Origin of the sequence: Pseudalkalibacillus berkeleyi, from assembly GCF_021608225.1 — a bacterium.
Taxonomy (GTDB): Bacteria; Bacillota; Bacilli; order Bacillales; family Fictibacillaceae; genus Pseudalkalibacillus; species Pseudalkalibacillus berkeleyi.
On sequence record NZ_JAKIJS010000001.1, the window covers coordinates 1,904,766 to 1,927,211 of the forward strand.

General features: G+C 39.6%; 26 protein-coding genes and 1 other annotated feature. Of the genes, 3 read left to right on the plus strand and 23 right to left on the minus strand.

Annotated elements, in window-relative coordinates:
• Positions 1 to 113: 113 nt before the first annotated feature.
• A complete protein-coding gene (gene spoVB / locus L2716_RS10065) occupies positions 114 to 1,658 on the plus strand; it encodes a stage V sporulation protein B (RefSeq protein WP_236334190.1) in 1,545 nt (514 codons plus the stop codon).
• A gap of 230 nt (positions 1,659 to 1,888) precedes the next feature.
• On the opposite strand, the gene L2716_RS10070 is transcribed toward spoVB, so the two are convergent.
• The 3 genes from L2716_RS10070 to L2716_RS10080 form a co-directional block, all read right to left on the minus strand.
• Positions 1,889 to 2,524, minus strand: a complete 636-nt coding sequence (locus L2716_RS10070; RefSeq protein WP_236334192.1) for a YczE/YyaS/YitT family protein — start codon at positions 2,522 to 2,524, stop codon at positions 1,889 to 1,891.
• 176 nt (positions 2,525 to 2,700) lie between these two features.
• Complete coding sequence (locus L2716_RS10075) at positions 2,701 to 3,366, minus strand: DUF421 domain-containing protein (RefSeq protein ID WP_236334194.1); 666 nt, start codon at positions 3,364 to 3,366, stop codon at positions 2,701 to 2,703.
• A gap of 73 nt (positions 3,367 to 3,439) precedes the next feature.
• Complete coding sequence (locus tag L2716_RS10080) at positions 3,440 to 4,738, minus strand: ArsB/NhaD family transporter (protein ID WP_268963973.1); 1,299 nt, start codon at positions 4,736 to 4,738, stop codon at positions 3,440 to 3,442.
• Positions 4,739 to 4,861: 123 nt separating this feature from the next.
• Between L2716_RS10080 and L2716_RS10085 the strand changes: the two genes are divergently transcribed.
• Positions 4,862 to 5,239: a TIGR04086 family membrane protein gene (locus L2716_RS10085; RefSeq protein ID WP_236334199.1), complete on the plus strand. Its 378-nt coding sequence runs from the start codon at positions 4,862 to 4,864 to the stop codon at positions 5,237 to 5,239.
• A 42-nt stretch (positions 5,240 to 5,281) separates the two neighbouring features.
• Here L2716_RS10085 and yajC read toward each other — a convergent pair whose 3' ends face one another.
• The 10 genes from yajC to safA all read right to left on the minus strand — a co-directional run bounded on the left by yajC (position 5,282) and on the right by safA (position 13,558).
• Complete coding sequence (gene yajC, locus L2716_RS10090; RefSeq protein WP_236334201.1) at positions 5,282 to 5,551, minus strand: preprotein translocase subunit YajC; 270 nt, start codon at positions 5,549 to 5,551, stop codon at positions 5,282 to 5,284.
• A gap of 33 nt (positions 5,552 to 5,584) precedes the next feature.
• Positions 5,585 to 6,724, minus strand: a complete 1,140-nt coding sequence (gene tgt / locus L2716_RS10095) for a tRNA guanosine(34) transglycosylase Tgt (RefSeq protein WP_236334203.1) — start codon at positions 6,722 to 6,724, stop codon at positions 5,585 to 5,587.
• Positions 6,721 to 7,770, minus strand: coding sequence for a tRNA preQ1(34) S-adenosylmethionine ribosyltransferase-isomerase QueA (queA, locus tag L2716_RS10100; RefSeq protein WP_236334205.1), 1,050 nt, complete (start codon positions 7,768 to 7,770; stop codon positions 6,721 to 6,723). The genes tgt and queA overlap by 4 nt, the downstream gene beginning before the upstream one ends.
• 50 nt (positions 7,771 to 7,820) lie before the next feature.
• Positions 7,821 to 8,012 carry a DUF2905 domain-containing protein gene (locus L2716_RS10105; protein ID WP_236334206.1) on the minus strand — a complete coding sequence of 64 codons (192 nt, stop codon included), beginning with the start codon at positions 8,010 to 8,012 and terminating at the stop codon, positions 7,821 to 7,823.
• Positions 8,009 to 9,019, minus strand: coding sequence for a Holliday junction branch migration DNA helicase RuvB (gene ruvB, locus L2716_RS10110; RefSeq protein WP_236334209.1), 1,011 nt, complete (start codon positions 9,017 to 9,019; stop codon positions 8,009 to 8,011). Before ruvB ends, L2716_RS10105 begins: the two co-directional genes overlap by 4 nt.
• 14 nt (positions 9,020 to 9,033) lie before the next feature.
• Positions 9,034 to 9,627: a Holliday junction branch migration protein RuvA gene (ruvA, locus tag L2716_RS10115; protein WP_236334211.1), complete on the minus strand. Its 594-nt coding sequence runs from the start codon at positions 9,625 to 9,627 to the stop codon at positions 9,034 to 9,036.
• A 178-nt stretch (positions 9,628 to 9,805) separates the two neighbouring features.
• Positions 9,806 to 10,321, minus strand: coding sequence for a BofC C-terminal domain-containing protein (locus L2716_RS10120; RefSeq protein WP_236334213.1), 516 nt, complete (start codon positions 10,319 to 10,321; stop codon positions 9,806 to 9,808).
• A gap of 141 nt (positions 10,322 to 10,462) precedes the next feature.
• Positions 10,463 to 11,218 (minus strand): YebC/PmpR family DNA-binding transcriptional regulator, encoded by a 756-nt coding sequence (locus tag L2716_RS10125; protein WP_236337849.1) that lies wholly within the window; start codon positions 11,216 to 11,218, stop codon positions 10,463 to 10,465.
• A 186-nt stretch (positions 11,219 to 11,404) separates the two neighbouring features.
• The gene (locus L2716_RS10130; RefSeq protein WP_236334215.1) at positions 11,405 to 11,965 is read right to left on the minus strand and encodes a YhcN/YlaJ family sporulation lipoprotein; all 561 of its coding nucleotides are present in this window, start codon (positions 11,963 to 11,965) and stop codon (positions 11,405 to 11,407) included.
• Positions 11,966 to 12,040: 75 nt separating this feature from the next.
• Complete coding sequence (safA, locus tag L2716_RS10135; protein WP_236334217.1) at positions 12,041 to 13,558, minus strand: SafA/ExsA family spore coat assembly protein; 1,518 nt, start codon at positions 13,556 to 13,558, stop codon at positions 12,041 to 12,043.
• A gap of 186 nt (positions 13,559 to 13,744) precedes the next feature.
• On the opposite strand from safA, the gene L2716_RS10140 reads away from it, so the two are divergent.
• Positions 13,745 to 14,290, plus strand: coding sequence for a transcription repressor NadR (locus L2716_RS10140; protein ID WP_236334219.1), 546 nt, complete (start codon positions 13,745 to 13,747; stop codon positions 14,288 to 14,290).
• 142 nt (positions 14,291 to 14,432) lie between these two features.
• On the opposite strand, the gene L2716_RS10145 is transcribed toward L2716_RS10140, so the two are convergent.
• From L2716_RS10145 to minD, 10 genes are all read right to left on the minus strand, one after another.
• A complete protein-coding gene (locus L2716_RS10145; protein ID WP_236334221.1) occupies positions 14,433 to 14,882 on the minus strand; it encodes an ACT domain-containing protein in 450 nt (149 codons plus the stop codon).
• 105 nt (positions 14,883 to 14,987) lie between these two features.
• Positions 14,988 to 16,277 (minus strand): GTPase ObgE, encoded by a 1,290-nt coding sequence (gene obgE / locus L2716_RS10150; protein WP_236334223.1) that lies wholly within the window; start codon positions 16,275 to 16,277, stop codon positions 14,988 to 14,990.
• A 19-nt stretch (positions 16,278 to 16,296) separates the two neighbouring features.
• A complete protein-coding gene (locus L2716_RS10155; protein ID WP_236334225.1) occupies positions 16,297 to 16,836 on the minus strand; it encodes a Spo0B C-terminal domain-containing protein in 540 nt (179 codons plus the stop codon).
• A gap of 271 nt (positions 16,837 to 17,107) precedes the next feature.
• Positions 17,108 to 17,398 (minus strand): 50S ribosomal protein L27, encoded by a 291-nt coding sequence (gene rpmA, locus L2716_RS10160; RefSeq protein ID WP_236334226.1) that lies wholly within the window; start codon positions 17,396 to 17,398, stop codon positions 17,108 to 17,110.
• Entirely contained in the window at positions 17,391 to 17,738 is a 348-nt protein-coding gene (locus L2716_RS10165) for a ribosomal-processing cysteine protease Prp (RefSeq protein ID WP_236334229.1), read from the minus strand. Before L2716_RS10165 ends, rpmA begins: the two co-directional genes overlap by 8 nt.
• Positions 17,739 to 17,743: 5 nt before the next feature.
• Positions 17,744 to 18,052: a 50S ribosomal protein L21 gene (gene rplU, locus L2716_RS10170; RefSeq protein WP_236334231.1), complete on the minus strand. Its 309-nt coding sequence runs from the start codon at positions 18,050 to 18,052 to the stop codon at positions 17,744 to 17,746.
• Positions 18,053 to 18,065: 13 nt separating this feature from the next.
• Positions 18,066 to 18,303, minus strand: a sequence feature (ribosomal protein L21 leader region).
• A 53-nt stretch (positions 18,304 to 18,356) separates the two neighbouring features.
• On the minus strand, positions 18,357 to 19,808 hold the full coding sequence (locus tag L2716_RS10175) for an Rne/Rng family ribonuclease (protein ID WP_236334232.1): 1,452 nt from the start codon (positions 19,806 to 19,808) through the stop codon (positions 18,357 to 18,359).
• 42 nt (positions 19,809 to 19,850) lie between these two features.
• Complete coding sequence (locus L2716_RS10180; protein WP_236337850.1) at positions 19,851 to 20,693, minus strand: site-2 protease family protein; 843 nt, start codon at positions 20,691 to 20,693, stop codon at positions 19,851 to 19,853.
• A complete protein-coding gene (locus L2716_RS10185) occupies positions 20,693 to 21,433 on the minus strand; it encodes a M23 family metallopeptidase (protein ID WP_236334234.1) in 741 nt (246 codons plus the stop codon). The genes L2716_RS10180 and L2716_RS10185 overlap by 1 nt, the downstream gene beginning before the upstream one ends.
• 209 nt (positions 21,434 to 21,642) lie before the next feature.
• Positions 21,643 to 22,440, minus strand: coding sequence for a septum site-determining protein MinD (gene minD / locus L2716_RS10190; RefSeq protein WP_236334236.1), 798 nt, complete (start codon positions 22,438 to 22,440; stop codon positions 21,643 to 21,645).
• Between the last annotated feature and the right edge of the window lie 6 nt (positions 22,441 to 22,446).

Sequence of the window (22,446 nt, forward strand, 5' to 3'; positions counted from 1 at the left end):
ATATACTTGTCATGCTTGGCCACCTTCACCGCATATACATAGGATAAGTGCGGCCCATTCATTGGACCGCAAAATCTATGCGTTTATGTAACTGAAGAAGGCAGGTACATGATATGTCTAAACAAACTTTTATACAAGGAACGCTTATATTAATCGTGGCAGGTTTGATAACAAAAGTGTTAGGCTTCATCAATCGAATTGTGATCGCCCGGATCATCGGTGTTGAAGGTGTTGGATTATATATGATGGCAGTCCCAACCCTTTTACTTACAATCACATTAACACGGCTAGGGCTTCCAGTAGCGATTTCTAAAATGGTAGCTGAAGCAGATGCGCAACGTAACCATAAAAAAATCAAACAGATCCTCGTCGTATCTTTAACCATAACGGGTACCTTAAGTATCATCTTCACTACCGCCATGATAGCACTTGCACCTATTCTATCACAGATTTTAAAAGATGAGAGAACTTATTATCCCTTAGTTGCAATCGCGCCAGTCGTGCCAATTGTAGCATTATCCTCAGTGATTAGGGGCTACTTCCAAGGTCGGCAAAACATGAAACCGTCTGCTTATTCCCAAGTCATCGAACAAATCGTTCGGATTACATTAGTTGCCGTATTAACTGCAGCTTTTTTACCTTATGGCATTGAGTATGCCGCTGCAGGTGCAATGGTTTCTGTTGTTATTGGTGAGCTTGCTTCTCTCTTATATATGTTTTCGATGTTCAAACTCCAAAAGCGTATCAAAATTCGCAAAGGATTTTTCGATTATGTGACAAAAGGTAAAGAAACCTTTAATCAGTTGATGCGCATTTCCTTACCTACCACAGCGAGCCAGTTGGTTGGTTCGGTTTCCTATTTCTTCGAGCCAATCGTTGTGGCGACGAGCTTATCGTTAGCAGGAGTCACAACAGTCCTTGCCACCCAGCAATACGGTGCGCTTGCAGGTTACGTCATTCCATTTTTGACACTTCCGATGTTCATTACGTATTCCCTGTCCGTTTCTTTAATACCAGCCATTAGTGAAGCGGCCGCTCAAAAGAAACATCATGTTGTGGAGCATAGATTGAATCAAGCCCTGCGTATTTCAATGCTTTCAGGAGGAATATCAGTTGTAATCACCTATGTGCTTGCAACGCCTTTAATGGATCTCATGTATGGCACTCCTGAAGTAGCCGTTTACGTAAAACTCATGGCCCCTTTCTTCTTTTTCCTCTATTTCCAGGGTCCGTTACAAGCCGTATTGCAGGCATTGGATTTAGCAAAGGCCGCCATGACGAACAGTATTATCGGTGCCATCATCAAAATTATTGCGATTTACCTACTTGCAACAAGACCAGACCTCGGGATTATGGGTGTCGCCTTAGCAATTGTCATTAATGTCGTCCTAGTCACCTTGCTTCATTTTTCAACCATCGTCAAAGCAATCAGTTATACAGTTGTCGTAAAGGATTATGTAAAAGGAATCCTTGCCATCGCCATAACTGCATTGGCTGTTACCTGGTTTACCACTCTATTGGATAAGAGTTTACTTGCTGATACGCTCATTACAATAGGATTCGCCATTCTCATCTATCTTATTTTAATCTTAAGCTTCAATTTAGTGAAAAAAGAAGATGTCCAATACATTCCCTTCCTTAAGAAGATCGTCCGTTAAGCCATAAGGCACAAGGTTGGTGGCAGGAATTCCTGAGGAATAGTGTCTAATCTAATCACAACTTATTTGGTGCTTTTCCATAGATATGTTAGGAATAGGGTTTAATCAGCTTTTTCCGGGGTTTGGTTATCAATCATTCCAACAAACCAACAAACCATTCCTCTTCCATTAAAAGTGGCTACCTTCAAAAGTCTCCGTTGACTTTGAAGGTAGCCTTATATTGTCTTCTATTACAAGTATTCTTCTTGAGGTACATTTTCTGGTTTCAATGCGTAATAAATGCGATATGCTCTTGTATACCAAAACTGTATAACGGGTCCGAGTGCTATGACCAGGACACCTGTCCCTACACCTACAGGTCCACCAATTAGGACTGCAAGAGATGCTACAACTATCGCTACAAGGGTTTGACCCATTCGTAAACTTAAGTTGAAGCGAGCACTGACTGCGAGAAACAATTGATCGACGGGTGCTCTCGGGAATTGTGGCAAAATATAAACCGCCACGCCAAGACCAATTGCCGTCATTCCTGCCCCAAGCGTGATGGCTTTCACTACCATTGGAGCTGCTGCTAGGTTAAATGAAGAAAATACAATTTCAAGCCAAAAATCCAGGATAAAGCTCTCCAAAATAACCGGTATTAAGGCTTGAAACTCTGGACGTTGATTCATAAGTCGAGCATTCAAAAAGATGATAATAAATTGAAATACACCGTACCAAAAGCCAACTGTCATACCGAAAATGTCAGAAATTCCGATGAAAAATGACGTCCAAAACCCTGCGCCTAGTGTTGCATGGATCACCAGTGCAACTCCGAAAAAATTGATGAACATACCTAGAAGGTAAACCGTAACTCGATATAACATTACGATCCCCTCCCTTCCTCAAAAATAAAGAAAACTCGATGATGATTTAATTCAATTTCAAATTTTCTTCTCCCGATTTTATTAGCGATTATCTTCACCGTCAATCATTTTTTATTAACAGTTAATGCCATCATACAAAAACAAAAAATCAACCATCTGTAACAGGGTTGATTTCACTACTCGTCCTTCGAATCTATAAAGAATATGCCATCTGATTCCAAAGAACAGAATGATATCTTCTTCAGTTCTCTATAACCAAGTTTTTTAAGCTCCTGACGAAGCCACAACTCAGATTTATTCAATCTTTTCAAATGCTCTTCTTGAATTTTGCCATCTAGTACGAGTGGTAGTGGATAAAGTGTTTCCCTCTCTTCATGATCATCGTGATCATCGTGATCTTTTTTGATAACAGAAAGTCTACCGGTCGGTTCTAAGATCGCAAATTCAACATCAGACACTTTGCTCACACCATTTTCACGTAATTGGATAAGCAAGTCCGCAAAGTTATACCGTTGCTTCTTCATTTCAGTTTCATCGATTTTTCCTCGGTCAATGATGACAGATGGTTTCCCATCAATGATTTCCCTTAACTTTTCACTTTTTAACGAGACATACGCAAATAAGATTTGAGCAGCTAACAAGATTGCGATACCCATTAAGGAATGGATCATTGGTTTCTCTGGATTTTCAATTGAAATAACTGCCAGCTCCGCAATCATGATCGAAACGACGAAATCAACAATAGACAATTGACCGATTTCCCGTTTTCCCATGAACCGGTAAACCATAATAATTAAGAAGTATATGAAAAATGTACGAAACATGATGATGCCGAGTTCCATGGCAGTCTTCTCCCTTCTTAATATAGTCTCACCGACTTAGGAGAAGATATGAAAAATTTACAATGGTAATATTTTAGAGGTAGGCCAGTAAATAGCGGAGAATAATGTAGGCTGTAGCAATAATCAAGGACAAGATGACAACAGGAAAACCAATCAGCATAAATTGAATGAAGCTGAAATCTTTCCCAGACTTTGCTGCAAGTCCAGCAACTATAACATTGGCGGAGGCTCCAATTAATGTAGCATTGCCTCCTAAGCAAGAGCCAAGTGCAAGCGCCCACCAAAGTGGGTCTAAGTTTTGAATGCCATATTCTTTAAATTCCATTATGACCGGAATCATCGCTGCGACGAATGGAATATTATCAACGAATCCAGACAATAGACCTGAGCCCCATAAAATAACGATCGTAGTTTTCGGTACATCGCCTTCAGTTAAAGAAAGAATGGACCTAGCCATTTCATCAATAATCCCTACTTCAATTAAACCTCCTACAAGGATAAACAAACCGATGAAGAAAAATAACGTCACCCATTCAATTGAACGGAATACTTCTTCGATCTCTTGATCTTTAGAAGTAATGAGCAATAACAAAAGGGCTCCGCTCATCGCGACTGTCGTTAGATCCACATGTATGAATGGATGAAGCAGAAAGCCTGAAATCGTCATAAGTAGTACTGCAACAGATTTAAATAGCATCGGCCCTTTTTTCAGAAAGGAAGCTGGGTCTACAGCCATCAATTCTGCTTGTTTTTCTTCAGAAATGATCAGTGACTTCTTATAAAACAGGCTAACACAACTGATTACAACAATATAAATCAAGATGACAACTGGACCTAAATGATACAAGAAGTCATTAAAATCAAGGTGGGCAACCGCTTGACCTATCATAATGTTAGGTGGATCCCCAATAAGTGTAGCCGTACCGCCTATATTCGCAAATAAAATGGCACTTATAAGAAAAGGAACACTGTTCACGTTCAACAGGTTCGTTAGCGTAATGATTATTGGAACGAGGAGTAATACGGTTGTCACATTATCTAGAAATGCTGATCCAATCGCTGTAATAGTTGACATGACCACTAATAAAGGTATCGGTTTGCCTTTCACTTGTTGCGCTAATTGAATGGCGATATATTCAAAAACACCATTTTGACTCGTAATGGACACGAGGATCATCATAGAGAATAGTAACGCAATTGTATTCCAGTCGACATGCTTAAAAAAGGCCTGATCAACATCTATGATCCCCAAAATAAGCATAATTACGCCACCACAACACGCAACTAATGCTCTATTTATCTTTTCAACCATAATGCCGATATAACTGATCAAAAAAATGACAATTGCAAGGGTTACATTCACATTACCCATCCTTTACTTGTCCGTATTAATACATCGTATGTAACGGTTCAAGTAAACATGTTCGACTTCTATTTTTTCATGACTAGGAATAAGTTGTACTAATGAATATACATGCCTAAAAGGAGTGAAATAATGTCTAGACGAATGATTACTGCAATGGGGTTTGGATTAGTCGTTGTACTAACCATTATTATGTGTAGTAGCTTTCTTCTTTCTCTTCTACTTCGGTTCTCTAGTATGACTGAGCATTCCATAACTTGGATTATTCTTGGATTGTCTGTTTTAGCGCTATTTATTGGTGGGATGGTTTCTGGGAAGAAGGGAAAGGAAAAAGGCTGGCTACTCGGTTCAGGAACAGGTGCATTGTTTTCAATTGTTGTTTTTCTCGTTCAATATTTAGGTTATCAAGTTCATTTTGATCCTGAACAGTATTTGTATCATCTGGGGTACCTACTCGTTGCTACCTTAGGGGGTGTGATGGGGGTCAATTTATCAAGTCATAAGAATTAGAAAAAGGGCTGACTCATTTGTCAGCCCTTTTTTCTATTTTTATTAATTGTTTTCAGCGATTTCACGAACTGCAGAGCGATCGTATGTAAGCTTTGAACCGTCACCAGCACGTAGTACTACTGTGTTGTTCTCATCATCAATCGCTTCAATTGTTGCGTGGAAACCACCAATTGTAATGACGCGATTTCCTTTTTCAAGACTAGATTGCATTTGAGCCGTCTTCTTTTGACGCTTCTGTTGTGGTCTAATCAGGATAAAGTAGAAAATTACAAACATCAAGATAATCGGAAGTAATCCTGTTAATGAATCCATGTTTCGTTCACCCCTTTCAATTCACCATGTATATTAAAAGTTTTTCGCATTTGGTTTATTGAAACCATATTGTTCAAAAAACTCTTCTCGGAAATCAAGCAATCGGTCTTCTCGAATTGCCTGTCTTACCCGCTCCATTAATTTTAACAGAAAATAAAGGTTATGGTAAGTCGTTAAGCGGAAGCCAAACGTTTCACTCGTTTTCACAAGGTGACGGATATATGCTCTCGAATAATTTCTACACGTATAACAATCACAATTTTCATCGAGCGGTCTAAAGTCATTACTGAATTTCGCGTTACGAACAACTAGACGACCTTCACTTGTCATACAAGTCCCATTTCGAGCAATCCTAGTTGGAAGTACACAATCAAACATGTCAATGCCACGTATCGCTCCATCAATTAATGAATCTGGTGAACCAACACCCATTAAATATCTAGGCTTATCTTCAGGTAACCAAGGTGTGGTGAACTCAAGTACTCTATTCATGACATCCTTCGGTTCTCCAACAGATAGACCACCTATTGCATAACCAGGAAAATCTAATGAAACGAGGTCTTTCGCACTTTGCTTCCTCAGTTCCTCGAATTCTCCGCCTTGTACAATTCCAAATAACCCTTGATCTTCTGGGCGTTTATGAGCTTCTAAACAACGCTCCGCCCATCTACTTGTCCGCTCAACGGATTGTCTCATATAGGAATACTCAGCTGGATATGGTGGACACTCATCAAATGCCATCATAATATCAGAACCAAGTGCATTTTGTATGTCCATTGCTCCCTCAGGAGTGAGAAATAACTTTTCTCCACTTAGATGGTTACGGAAATGAACACCTTCTTCAGTAATTTTCCGTAAATCACTTAAGCTAAATACTTGGAATCCCCCTGAATCCGTTAATATTGAACCATTCCAGTTCATAAATTTGTGGAGACCGCCGGCTTCTCTTACGATTTCATGACCAGGTCTAAGCCACAAATGATACGTGTTACTGAGAATGATTCCTGCTCCCATTTCAACAAGTTCTTCAGGACTCATTGTTTTAACGGTTGCGAGTGTGCCTACAGGCATAAAAACAGGTGTTTCAAAGGTACCATGAGGTGTGTGCACTTTCCCTAATCGTGCACCTGATTGTTTACACGTCTTAATATGTTCATATCGTACTGCACTCATTGGTGATCGGTACTCCCTTCAAGTATGAGCATTGAATCTCCGAAGCTAAAGAACCGATACTTATGAGAAACCGCTTCTTCATATGCTTTCATGATTAATTCCTTTCCTGCAAACGCACTGACCAACATGATTAAAGTCGATTGCGGCAAGTGAAAGTTTGTAATTAACCCATCAATTCCATTAAATTTATAACCAGGATAAATAAAGATATCTGTCCAACCAGACTGTTCTTTAAACGTTTCAGCCCCGTTTTGCATAATCGTTTCAAGTGTTCGCGAAGACGTTGTTCCTACTGCAATGATTCGGCCTCCATCATGACGGACTTGATTCAATAAAGCTGCTGTGCCCTTTGATACCTGGTAATACTCCCCATGCATCTCATGTTCCTCCACCGTTTCAGCAGAAACCGGTCTAAAAGTCCCCAGTCCGACGTGTAAGGTGATATACGCAACATGTATCCCTTTCTCCTGCATCTGTTCGAGTAATTCTTCAGTGAAATGAAGTCCAGCAGTTGGTGCTGCGACAGATCCAACATGTTTTGAAAATACGGTCTGGTATCGTTCCTTGTCATTTAACTGTTCCCGAATGTATGGAGGTAATGGCATTTCACCCAACTCATCGAGCAATTCCAAAAATCTGCCTTCATAAGTGAAGTTCATCAGACGCTCTCCCTGCTCACCTTCTCCTAAGCATGTCGCAGTTAAAAGACCATCTCCAAATGAGATCGTCGTACCTTCCTTCACTCGTTTTGCTGGTTTTACAAGTGTTTTCCACGTATCGTTTCCTTCGTCTTTCAGCAGTAGGACTTCTATTTTTGCACCAGTATCCGTTTTTATGCCGTAAAGCCTTGCCGGTAGTACACGCGTATCATTTAATACGAGGCAATCACCCGGTTTCAAGTATTCTGTGATATGACTAAATGATTGATGTTCTATATGATTAGATTGCGGATCTACAACCATCATTCTAGATTCTTTTCGATCTTCTAATGGTGTTTGTGCAATCAGTTCTTCTGGTAAGTCAAAATTAAATTCATCCACTCTCATATTCCAATTCACCTTTATTCTGAAGTTTGTTTCTCATGATTCGTATCGATTTATTTGAAACGACCGAACAGGTAGAAGAGAAGTGACAATACGATACTGACGATAATTGAAGTGACAATTGGAAAGTAAAAGGTTGTGTTTCCTTTCTTAAAGACGATGTCACCTGGTAGTTTTCCGATTAAACTACCAATCAATCCAAATAAAATAAAGACTATTCCGATGATAATGAATAACTTATTCATGAACGCTCACGCTCAGGCGTTTCTATGTTCATATGATCATAAGCAAGTCTCGTCACCATTCTGCCTCTTGAAGTTCGTTGGATAAAACCAATTTGGAGTAAATACGGTTCGTAAACATCCTCAATCGTCTGAGGTTCTTCTCCAATTGTAGCAGCAATGGTATTCAATCCTACAGGACCACCTTGATAAGTCTCAATCATCCCTCTTAACAATTTATAGTCAATATTGTCTAATCCTAAACGGTCTACCTGAAGCCGTTCTAACGCTTGTACAGCAATATCTTTTGTAATGATGCCGTCACCCTGAACTTGTGCAAAATCGCGGACTCTCTTTAAAAGGCGATTGACAATCCTCGGGGTTCCTCTAGCGCGTCTCCCCAACTCTTCTGCAGCGTCTGGCTGAACCATTATATCAAAGAAATCACCTGTACGAATGACAATTTCAATTAAATCATCTAATTCATAGTAATCCAAACGACTATGGACGCCAAATCGATCTCGGAGTGGTGCTGACAATAACCCAGCCCTCGTTGTTGCGCCTACCAATGTGAACGGAGGTAAATCTAGGCGAACGGAACGAGCTGTTTCACCTTTCCCAATAACAATATCTAGACAAAAATCTTCCATCGCTGGGTAAAGGACTTCCTCAACAGTTCTATGCAACCGATGGATTTCATCAATAAACAGAACGTCACCAGGCTCTAATGCTGAAAGAATAGCTGCTAAATCCCCAGGTCGTTCAATTGCTGGTCCACTTGTCGTACGGATGTTAACGCCCATTTCATTTGCAATAATACACGATAACGTTGTCTTCCCAAGTCCAGGCGGCCCATAGAACAAGACATGGTCTAAAGGTTCGCTCCGCATTTTTGCAGCTTCAATAAAGACACGCAAATTATCTTTCACTTTGTGCTGTCCGATGTATTGTTGCAAATATTGAGGACGAAGACTAAATTCCAATGCTTCATCTCCGTTATTCAATTCGTTTGAAATGATACGATCTTCCATTATTTACACCTCGATCAATTCAGTAATAATTGCAGAGCTTTCTTTATGTATTGATCGGTTGATAGACGCTCTTGTTCTTCTAGCTGAGGAACAATCTTTTTGATTTCCTTTTGACCATAACCAAGTGCAACTAAAGCTTCGAGCGCATCATCCAGTCCTTGTGGAGAAACGGAAGTCTCAGGCTTCTCATCAAACAAAGTATCTGTCCAATTAGGCAACTTCCCTTTTAAATCTAGAATCATTTGTCTGGCTGTTTTCTTACCTACACCCGGGAATCGAGTGAGAAACTTCTCATCTTCATTTTCAATAGCCGTTACAACTTGTGCGGGTTTCCCTGATGCCAGAATCGCTAGTGCACCTTTAGGACCTATGCCTGATACTTGAATGAGTTTCATAAACAAGTCACGCTCATCTAAATTCTCAAAACCATATAATGCAAGGATGTCCTCTCGTACATGCTGATACATATATATTGTTTTGGTGTTGCCTATTTCATCTTGGTACACAAATGGATTTGGACAATTTATTTTATAGCCGATATGACCACACTCTAATACGACATGATCAGTATGTATATACTTAACCGTTCCTGTTATATAATCAATCAAACTTTAGATCTCCCCTTAACTTCCAAACTTCCGTAATCCGTTCATTTAGAATAAAAAATGCGAACGTTTCTTCCTATTTTATTGTAGCACACCCTTTTTGAAAAAGTCGAAAGAATATAGACTAGACTTCTTATATTTGAATCGTTCTGAAACCTAAAGAAAAGAGTGACAATCGTTGTCACTCTTTGTTGGTCGTATATGGTTTATAACGTTCGAGAACTTCTGTGTATTCTTGTTTCGATTGCACTCTAATTCCTTTCGTTAATTCTTCCACCAGACCACTTTCGAGTTTATTAGTATCGATTTGGAAGAAAGATTGGATCACTTCATCCTCATGCGGTCGTCCATTGAAAATCGTCAAAATTCCTTCTTCTGTTAATCCGAAGAAACCATTTATTTTTGATGCAGGTGATATATCATCAATATCCTGCTCGAAAATGACTTTATTTACCTCTTGGTCTACAAGTTGCCAATCTGCATAGTGAGACCAAAAGTCTTCCATTGACCAGATGGTTTCATATACCACTTCTTCACTTTGGTTGCCATCTAAATAATTGCGATGTAGATAGACCTCGACTGTAATTGGACCCGTAACAGTTTGGGCTTCTACTTCAGCATAGTTTTCCTGATTAGTTTGTGACGGTAGATTCGCTTTCACTTTATCCTCAAACGTATAAAACAAAAATACGTACACTGCCCCTAATACGGTTACCACTAAAGGGAAAATCCACGATGTCTTAGTGGGGAAGGATTTCACCTTGCAATCACCTCACGTAGTTAATAAGAACATTACATTCAGTAATAGTTTTACCGTATTAAGTAAATTTATCCATTCTTAATTTACATATTCTTCGTACTCTTCCTCGTCAACTTCAAGATTATGAAAGACTTCCTGGACATCATCTAAATCTTCAAGTGTATCAATAAGGTTCAGTACTTTCTTTGTATCTTCAGCTCCAAGGGAAGCAAATGTTTGTGGAATCATTGTCATTTCTGAAGTAGAAATCGAATAGCCTTTAGAAACTAACTGATCTTTCACTTCTTTAAACATGTCTGGTTCTGTATAAATGTCAAACGTATCTTCGTTCACTTCATACTCTTCACCACCACATTCGATAACCTCTAGCATAAAATCGTCTTCAGATAAGGTAACTTCCTCACGATTAATCGATATGATTCCTTTTCGATCAAACATAAATGAAACACATCCTGTTTCACCTAAATTTCCATCATTTTTTGAAAAGGCGTGCCTAACGTCTGCTGCAGTGCGGTTCTTATTGTCTGTCAATATTTCAACCATAATAGCTGTTCCACCAGCTCCATACCCTTCATAAATGATTTCCTCATAACTGACACCATCTAAATTACCTGTGGCTTTTCTTACTGCACGATCAATATTTTCATTTGGCATATTCGCCGACTTCGCTTTCTCAATCATTAATCGAAGAGAAGGGTTGGTTTCAGGATCTCCTCCACCCTCTTTAGCTGCTACATATATATCTTTTGCAAGCTTCATAAATACTTTTCCGCGTTTCGCATCTTGCGCATTTTTCCTACGTTGAATGTTTTTCCATTTAGAATGTCCTGCCATCGTTATCCCTCTCCCCTTTTCAACACGTTTTCTTAACAATATAGCATAGAACATCGTTTGGAAAAAAGAAAGCGGTGCATGATCTCTCAGTAACAACTACATAGAGAACACCCTTGTTTCATCCTACATTTTCACATCGAAAAAAAATAATTCCGGTCTAAGACCGGAATTATCATTTGACTTCTTCTATCGATTGTTTTCAAACGGACGGCGAAGCGCATCTCCAATATCATTCATAATTGCATTGACATCAGATTCTACTTCATTATATCCGTTACCATCTCGAAGGTCATTGTCTACATCACGAATTCGCGTAAACATGTCTTCATCGGTTGTGACACGAACATCTTTGTCTGTCATCTTTTTCACAGCAGACTTGACCTTAGGCTTAACATCTCGATCATTTCGATCGTTAGTGTCTACACCAATTAGAACTGAATCTCTGGTTACGACTACACGTGCATCGTCAACATCACGCATGTTGTTAACCTTCTTAGAGATTCTTCTCGCAAGATCCCCACCTTGATAATCGTCCGCATAGTTGACTTCTTTTCTATCCAAGTCTTTGCGATCACGATCTGCAATACGCGTCATCGGACCTTCACCTCGACCATCATTCGTATAGTAGCCGATTGGACGGGTATCATTGTCATAACGAGTATCTAACGCTTCATTATCGTCAGCATTACAAGCAGTCAATGCGCTTGTGAGTAGTAATGCTGAGGTAAACATCATAATTTTTTTCAATTGAAAAACCTCCTTTCACCTTTATGATGGCAATCGGAGGTTTAAAATAATCTTAATTAAGATGGGAATGGTTACCTATTCTGATTTTGAATCTTTTTTCTTTGGTTTCCGTGGTTGCATCTCTATGTCTATATCCCAATACGGGTCTCTTCCGCCAGTTTGACCCATGAAAGGAAGTTGACTAAAGTCTGTCGGCATGCCGCTCTGGCCTTGACCCATGCCTGGCATCATTTGGCCCATTCCTCCGCCTTGGCCTTGACCCATGCCTGGTATCATTTGGCCCATTCCGCCACCTTGACCTTGACCCATGCCTGGTATCATTTGGCCCATTCCGCCGCCTTGGCCTTGACCCATACCTGGCATCATTTGACCCATTCCGCCGCCTTGGCCTTGACCCATACCTGGCATCATTTGACCCATTCCGCCGCCTTGACCTTGACCCATCCATGGCATTTGTCCGTTACCACCGTACTGCCCTTGGCCCATATCTGGCATCATTTGACCGCCTTGACCTTGTTCCATCCATGGCATTTGGCCACTCCCGTCATATTGCCCTTGAGCCATCCCTGGCATTTGTCCACCATAGTATTGGTCTTGTTCTTTCCAAGGATTCATTTGATTTGCATCATTTTCACCGTATTGATTCATTTGTCCGCCATCATGTTCATTCATCCATTGTTGGTTGTTTTGCATATTACCTTGGTTCATCCAAGGCATTTGATTACTCTCACCGTACTGTTCATAGTCCATTTGCTGGTGATCCATCATTTGCCCGTATTCCATTGGATTACCCATCATTTGTCCATACATCATTTCTTCGTATGAGTCCATTTCCTGCATATCATAGCCACTGTAATTCATATGCTCCATTCCGTGACCACCTTGATGCATATACTCAGGTGACATAGCGCCATAATGATGACCCATTTGACCGCCACCATGCATATATGGGCCATGCATCATATGCTGGTTTCCATACCCATACATCATGGGTTCACAACATGGATCCATCATCGGATATCCGCTATATGCACCATGGTCTCCATGGCCACTATAACCGCCATAACCGCCATGACCGCCATAAGGCGGGCAACATGGATCTGGCATACAGTAATCTACAGGTGGACATTCCTCAACAGGTTTTTGGATCGGTTTTGGTTTCGGCATTTCATATGTTGTAGTCGTTTCTTCTTTAGATAACCCAAGAGTAATATGAAATTCCTCTTCTGTCATAGGAGCCTGTGGAGGCTTCTTAATTGGCTTTTCTTTTACAATAGGTTTTTCTTTTTTGATCGGTTTCTCTTTCTTAATAGGCATTTCTTTTTTGATTGGCTTTTCTTTCTTAATAGGCATTTCTTTTTTCATCGGCATTTCCTTCTTATTCATGTATGGCATCATAGAATCGTTCTTATTATGGTTTGGATTAGATTTAACAGATACATTTCCAGATGGGACATTCACCTTCATACCAGGGTAAATAATATCAGGTGATTTTATTTGAGGGTTTGCCTTTACTACTGTTTCTAAAGAGACTCCGTACAATTTAGCAATTTTCCAAAGTGTATCCCCTTTTTTTACGATATGGATTTTCAAAACGATCTCCTCCCTGCCTAAGTCAATACACAGTATATGAGAGTTTGGGCATATTGCTACAAGATTACAGATCAGGCTGCTCACCATAATCAATATATGTTATCGAAAAGATACATATTCTATCTTAGGAAGAACTTATGGTATGCTTATAAAAACATGGATCAACATCTAGGAGGAAAGATTCCGATGAAAGGTAGAGGTACAAAAGTCTTAGGAGAAGAACGTAGAGAGCTAATCCTACGTTGGTTAAAAGGAAGTCATTCACCTTTAACAGGAAGTAAATTAGCCCAAGAGACGAACGTAAGTAGACAAGTCATTGTTCAGGACATTTCTTTATTAAAAGCAAGGAATGAACCAATTATGGCAACTGCTCAAGGATACATGTATTTCCATCAAGTACAAACAGATCAAAAAGTCTCAAAAATTATCGCTTGCCAGCACGCCCCAGAACAAACTGAAGATGAATTACTCACAATTGTAGATTTTGGTGTTACGATAAAAGATGTTACGATTGAGCATCCTGTATACGGTGATTTAACTGGGTCAATAATGATTCAAAATCGACATGATGTAGAAACATTTCTCAATCGAGTGAAGGAAACAAAAGCCTCCTACTTACTAGAGCTTACAGATGGCGTTCATTTGCACACATTAGAAGCGAATGATGAATCCCAGCTTCAGCAGGCATGTAAAGCATTGGAGCAAAAAGGATTTTTGCTTCGAAGATCATGAATATGAAAAACAGCCCTTTCTAAGGCTGCTTTTTTTATGCCTAAGAAAGAACTTTATACCATCAATAATAGTAATTTTTTGTGTATATCCAGAAAAAAATCCCCAGGTCGATTCTTGGGGAGATAAGTGTAAAAAGTTTTATTCATGCGCCAGAACCAATAATGTTTACTTGCTTAACATGCTCTAGCTTCTTCAATGCCTTTAAGATCCCATTGATATCCTCTTTAGCAGAGGCTGTTTCAATGGATATGGTTACGTTCGCTCTTCCTTGCAAAGGAATTGTCTGATGGATCGTCAAGATATTACACCCTAAATTTGCCAGTACTGCTAATAAAGTAGATAAAGATCCTGATCGATCTTCTAGGTGTATGGCAATAGAAACAATTTTTTCTTTTACCATCGTTTCAAATGGGAATACTCCATCCCTGTATTTATAAAATGCACTTCGACTAAGATCAACAGATTGGACAGCTTGATTAACCGTACCTACCTTACCTGACTCCAACAATTCCTTTGCATCTAAGGTTTTGTTCATCGCTTCAGACAGTAAGTCTTCTCTAACTAAATAAAATCGTTCACCATACCGTTCCATTCTGGATCCTCCAATTATAGACATTAATGTTCAGTATATAAGAATGAACAAAGGAAGGCAATGTACTCCTCCTTTGAATATGAAAAGACTGTCAAATATGACAGTCTATTCTATAAATTCAAATTCGTACTGTAAGATTCTAACGATGTCTCCATCTTCAGCTCCACGTTCTCTTAGAGCTTGATCAATCCCCATCTTTCTCATTTGTTGAGAGAATCTTCGAATGGATTCATCTCTAGAGAAATCTGTCATTTTAAAGAGTCGCTCAATTTTTGCACCTGTAACCACAAATGTACCATCATCTTCTCGAGATAATTCGAATGGTTGTTGTTCAGCTTCGTGCTTATAGAGAACTCGTTTCTCTTGGTCTTCTGCTTCCTCTGGCTCATTAAGTGGAAATTCTGGCGTATGCTCTAAAAGATTTGCGATTTCAAATAACAAATCTCGCACACCAGATTTCGTTATCGCAGAAGTTGGGAAAATTGGGTAATCCCCAACCTTTTCCTTAAACTCATTTAGATGTTCTTCTGCACCTGGAATATCCATCTTATTGGCAACGATTAATTGAGGTCGCTCAGTCAATCGAAGATTATATTGCCTTAATTCCTCGTTAATTTTTAAGAAGTCATCATATGGATCTCGACCTTCAAGTCCTGACATATCAATAACGTGGACAATAACTCTTGTTCGCTCGATATGTCGTAAAAATTGATGCCCTAATCCAACACCCTCATGAGCACCTTCAATTAGTCCAGGTAGATCAGCCATTACAAAGCTTCGGCTATCTTCCGTTTCTACAACACCCAGGTTAGGACTAAGCGTTGTAAAGTGGTATTCTGCAATCTTTGGCTTTGCTGCTGAAACGACTGATAGTAACGTCGACTTACCAACACTTGGAAATCCGACTAGGCCTACATCTGCCAATAGTTTAAGTTCTAGCGTAATTTCTTTTTCTTCACCTGGTTCACCATTCTCAGCTAGTTCTGGTGCAGGATTTGCAGGTGTAGCGAAACGGGAGTTTCCTCTACCGCCTCTTCCACCCCGTGCAATGACTGCTCGTTGTCCATGAGCAACTAAATCTGCAATTAACTTCCCTGTACTCGCATCCGTCACCATAGTACCTGGTGGCACTTTTACAACTAGAGGGTCCGTATTACGACCGTGCATATTTTTAGACATTCCATTTTCACCACGAGGGGCTTTATAATGTCGATTATAACGGAAATCCATCAAGGTTCTTAAGCCTTCTTCTACTTCGAAGATGACGTCGCCACCTTTACCTCCGTCTCCACCCGCAGGTCCACCGTTAGGAACATATTTCTCTCTTCGGAATGCAACCATTCCATTACCGCCATCACCAGATTTAACAAACACATTAACCTGATCTACAAACATGCTAACTCACCTCTACTTCTTATCCTAATTCAAGGATATACAACAGTTCATTTTCCTGACTGTAGCTTTCGATGATTCTAATTGAATTATGTACGGTTATTTGCGATGAATCCATTGATTGCTCAATGTTCTGAACATCCAAAACACCTGCAAAGTCATAACTAATCCGTACTTTATCCTCAAACAGTTGAATGGTTACCATTAAATGAGGTTCACTATCCATTACAACGTGTTTTTCAATTTCACTTAAAAAACAAGAAGTCCATTCAAACAATGGTTGATCGTACTTTGATAAATCACGTTCTGTTCCAATCACTTCATAATCTAACCTATACTGATTTTGCAGCCAGTTGTAGGTTAAAAATAACTCTGCCAACATAGGCATTTTTAGATTTGATACTTTCGCTTCATTCTTAGCTTCTTGAACGACTTGATCAATAATTTCCTTCGCTCGATCTGTACGGTCTAATGCCAGGTTACCTTTAATCAATTGAAGTTGATTCAGCCAATCATGACGAGCATGACGTAAAAGGCTTACTGAATCCATTTTTCCCTTCATAATAGCACTCCCAAACATATAATTGACAGTCTCTATTTCATAGGCTCTGTTAGAGAAAGCTGTAGATTTCTTGTAGAAAAGTTGATGAAGAGAAATTTACGAGACGCCTCGAAAATGAAATTCGCATTTTCTTCGTGCAATTTAACGCTGCCGAAGCGTTCCTTGTCCTGCGGATCGCACGCTGAAAGCGAGTGAATTTCGCAGAATTCAACATTACTATAACAGAGCTTAGAAGAAAAAAACTCTAACCAGTCCGGTTAGAGTTTAAGTCTTACGCTTCTTTGGCTACTGGGTAAACACTTACTTGCTTACGGTTACGACCAAGACGTTCAAAACGAACAACGCCGTCAACCTTAGCAAATAGAGTGTCATCTCCGCCGCGGCCTACGTTTTTACCAGGATAGATTTTTGTTCCGCGTTGACGGAAAAGAATAGATCCACCTGAAACTGTTTGCCCATCAGCTCTTTTAGCCCCTAGGCGTTTAGAGATTGAGTCACGACCGTTCTTCGTACTACCAACACCCTTTTTGGATGCGAAGTACTGCAGGTTTAATTTAAGCATGCGATGCACCTCCTAAAACCTCAATTTTAATATATTTTCCATAGTCACGTTCGATTGTTCTGAGTGATACCAGCATACCTTCAAGTAAAAGTTGCATCTTCTTAGATGTTTCTTCATTTACTGAAGAAGGTGTTTTAAAAAGTAAGTATCCGCCATTTTCTCGAGTTTCGACTTCAGGTTCAACCTGACAAAGCTCCTCGATTGCATTTACAGATCCAAAGGATACAGCTGTTACAGCTGCACATACAAGATCATGTCCATAAGGACCTGATTCAGCATGTCCTGAAATGCTAAAAGACACGATGTTGTGCTGGTCACGATGAATATTGACGGTTAACATGATAATTATCCGTTAATTTTGTCAATAACGACTTTTGTGTAAGGCTGACGATGTCCTTGCTTACGACGATAGTTCTTTTTAGGCTTGAACTTGTAAACAACGACTTTCTTATTGCGGCCTTGTTTCTCAACTTTAGCCGTAACAGTCGCGCCATCAACGTTAGGGCTTCCGACTTTAACGTCGTCTCCACCTACCATCAATACACGGTCGAATGTAATCGTTTCACCTGCTTCAGCATCCAATTTCTCGATGAAAAGCTCTTGTCCTTCTTCAACGCGGAATTGCTTCCCGCCTGTTTCGATAATTGCGTACATAACTTGCACCTCCTGTTTGACTCAGACTCGCCATTGCAGGTGCTACTGAATGAACATAGCCATCGTATTTCTTTGTTGCGTCGTTACTCCGGTCCTCAAATAGTGTTACCTATGATCCGGTCCTCGTACACTTCCGCGCCTCGAAATACTCGACTCTTTTCATTCAGTTGAATCACTGAATGAATACAGCCAATTTGACTTGATATAATCAGTTAAGCTTGAAAACCTGCTTTGTGCGGTTGGAGCTTGAGGCTCCAAAAACCAACGAAAGAATCATACCATAGAAATGAAGAGATTGTCAACGTTATTCCTTATCTATTCTAGCTTCAATATCAGCTTTTTGACCGATGTGTCGAATCCGAATATTAGGTCCTTCTGAATCGATAGACTTTGTCACAAACAACCGAGCAGGTATAAGATTTGATATATGCTCTAACCGGTCTGATTGATTTTCATGAATATAAGAGTATAATTCACTCGAAAGTTCGACCCAGACGCCTTCTTCTTCTGTAGTGCTAAGTTCATGGACACGTCGTTCTAACTCATAAAATAGTGTCTTTACAGAGAATTGTTGATGTGGTGATTGGCAGCGATTACAGTCATCCTTCATTATTGCGTGTAGACTATCTCTTACCTTTTGTCTTGTTAACTCCATTATACCAAGCGCTGTGAACCCATAAATCCTCGTTTGTATCGGATCACTTTCTAAAGCTGTCTTTAAATGCTTTTGAACTTCCAATCGGTGACGTTCGTCTGACATTCGTATGAAATCAATCACAACCATACCACTAATATTACGGAGTCTAAGTTGTCTGGCCGTTTCTTCAGCAGCAAGTAGATTGGTCTGAAGGATTGCCTGGGCACGATCTTGTTTGCCTGTAAATTTCCCTGTATTAACGTCAATGACGGTCAATGCTTCTGTATAATCAATTTGAATATGTCCACCGTTTTTTAACCAAATTGACTGATTCAATGCTTTTTGAATGGATGCGTCAACTTGATAATAAGAAAAGATATTCTCATGTCCTTTATAGAGTGATAGCTTGTAATTTTTTGATAATATATTTTTACACTTTTGATAAGCTTTAAACTCGTCAAATACTAACTCCGCCTCTTTGGCTAAATGATTATTTAAAGCCGTATCGATTATAGATTTTCCTTCAAACAATAAATGAACTTCACTCATACTCTTCGACTTCCCAAGAATGTGGTGCCATTTATGTCGTAATTCATAAAATTCTTCTTCAAGCTTATCTCTTGATGTCTTGGCACTTGAGGTCCTCATGATGACCCCCTCTTGCCCTTCAATCAAAGCTTCCCCAGCAAGCTTAACCTGATCCCTTCCGTTTTCTGTTAGCTTTTTTGAAACCGCAACATACTCTCCAAACGGCAAATAAACAAGGTTTTCTCCTGGTATTGCAATATTACCCGTCAGAAGAGGACCCTTGTTTTTCGATGCTTCTCGCTTGACCTGTACCACAATAGTTTGACCTTCATGAATGACTTCATTAATGGGGCGTTCTTGGTTATGATCATTAACGAGATCCGTTGCATGAATGAAGCCATTTTGTTCATGTCCTATATCAACAAATGCAGCTTGCATGCCCGGAAGGACTTTAATAACGCGGCCCAGATAGATATTTTCCGCTTTCGGATAAGCGTCTGGTCGTTCAATCAGAATTTCAACTACTTTTCCGTCCTGGATAATTGCCGCTCTTTTTTCTGAAGTGGTTAAATTAAAAATAATTTGATCCATGTGCTTCCTCAATTCTTCATTACAAATGCCTTTTCATACATTTTAACGAAAAAGATCTTGGATTGCACATGTCCTAGCGCTTCTCTTAAAATAAGCGTTCAATAGTTCCTTCTCATTGCAAACAAAAGGTGGGGTGGTCTTAACATGTACTTCATGAAGATATCCTTTATGGAGTTTGGAAAGGACACCATCTAAAGTCATAGTTGGTTCAACTAAAATCACTTTCTTTTTCCTGGATTTCTCCATTATATTCAACCGCTCTAATAAAAATCGGATATACATATAGGATTGGTGCTTCCATTCCACATAATGCGCATATAGCAAGAATGACAATACAATTAGTAGATTTAGATGGAACGAATAAATGAGGATCGTCGAAATCATAAATAGGAATAATAAACTTATTGAAGCAACCAGCATCGTACTCTTCGCACGTTTATAAGGAAGAAATACTGTCAGAAACAAAAAAAGAAGCTTGCCACCATCCAATGGCCACAAAGGGAGGAGGTTGAACAACAGAATCATCCAGTTGATTGAGATAAACTTTTCGATTAATACAGGGTCTCCATACCCCGTTAATAGCAAGAGGGAAGATAAACCAATCATCCATAAATGTTGAATGGGTCCCGCCAAAGTCACGACTATTTCCTCTAAATAGGGTCGGTTTCCGTACTCATCCATTTCCGCCACGCCACCGAACGGGAGCATTTCTACCTTAACTAAACGCCATTTGAAGAAGAGCGCAGCTAATGCATGACCGATCTCGTGAATGAAAATCACAATAAATAAGATTAGAAATTCCCTAAAATAACCTGTAAGAATACCAGTCGCTGCCACGAGCCACAGAAGCGGATTGATCCTAATCAAATTTATAAATTTCCACATCAATCTGAGGATAACGCCTTTAGAGGATCGATGAATCCGCCATTATCCTTTATTGCAAAATAGAATAAACCTGTATCAGATTTCTCTTCCTTAGTTACTTTTCCTAAATCCGCACCTGCATCAATATAATTATATAGTTTAATTTCCTCACTAATTTTATTTAATTTGCCATACCACGATTCACTTCCATCGAAATGTTGGACCACAACCGTCTTTCCAAGTTGTTCTTTCTCTCCAATGAAGATGATGAACCCTTCTTTTATTGAGGAAACATCTGTATTACTGCCCGTCTCTAATAAGACACCTTTACCGTTATCTTTAAAGGATTGTAGAACTTTCGCGTTTGCTGGAAGTGCGTAATTACTTGCTTTCCCAATCGAGTCAGCCGTTTTGTTCTTGGAATCAGTTGGAAATAAAGTGAGCGGCTTCCCGAAACGATTTTCATACCAGTTCGCGACAGAAGCAAATTGGAACTCTTCCTCAAACGCATTATTCACATAACCCTGTATATTCCCTAAAGGGGCAGAAGGGTTTTTGAAAATGATACCTATAACTAAAAATAGACATATCGCTGCCATAACTCTGAAAAGAAATCCTTCTGATGAAAACAATGGGTGTCCTCCATTGCTATTTCTATTTAAAACACTAAGACGATTAGAAGAGGATTCGTCCACATTGTTCCGATGGCTTTTAATTTGGTTCTGGTACTTCCTTCTAACCTCATCCGCTCTATTTTTCATTGACCTCCACCCTCTACACCTGATTTGTACATGTTTATGACTTGTCCGTGGGGATTATGACATGTACATAGTGAGGTCAAGAAGAATAGAAGACTTCTATGTTTACATAATTAAAATATGAGAAGCCTTGGTGTCGAGTATGAATAACTGTATTAAAAAAGCCAGATCCCCTAGCTGCGACAAGCAATTAGGTAATCTGACCTTTTTGTTTATGCTCTCATTCCGAAAAACTGTTTCACTTTCTTAAAGAGACCCTTGTCTTGCTCTAAGGACATGAGTGGAACAGATTCACCAAGAATTCTTCTAGCAATGTTCCGATAAGCTTGTGACGCTTTTGTATCTGGATTTAAGGCAATTGGTTCGCCTCGATTAGCTGCACCTAATACCGATTCATCATCAACTACGATTCCTAATAGCTCAATCGCTAATATAGAAACAATCTCGTCTACATCTAAAGAATCACCATTTTCCATCATATGAGCTTTTAACCGATTCACAATCAGTTTCGGTGATTCCATATCCTCTTGCTCCAATAACCCAATGATTCGGTCGGCATCTCTTACAGAAGCTGTTTCAGGATTCGTAACGACAATGGATTGATCTGCACCTGCGACTGCATTCTTAAATCCTTGTTCAATTCCTGCAGGACAATCAATGATTACATAATCATAATCCTGTTTAAGCTCCGCTACAATCCGCTTCATCTGATCTGGGGTGACAGCACTCTTATCTTTCGTTTGCGCTGCTGGCAGAAGGTATAAACATTCAAACCGCTTATCCTTGATCAGAGCTTGATGGAGTTTACATCGATTTTGTGCAACGTCCACTAAATCATATATGATTCTGTTTTCAAGCCCCATGACGACGTCCAGATTACGAAGTCCAATGTCTGTATCAATGAGACAGACTTTCTTTCCAAGGAGTGCAAGTGACGTCCCTATATTGGCTGTAGTTGTCGTCTTTCCAACTCCGCCTTTTCCAGATGTAATTACGATCGCTTCACCCACAAAACA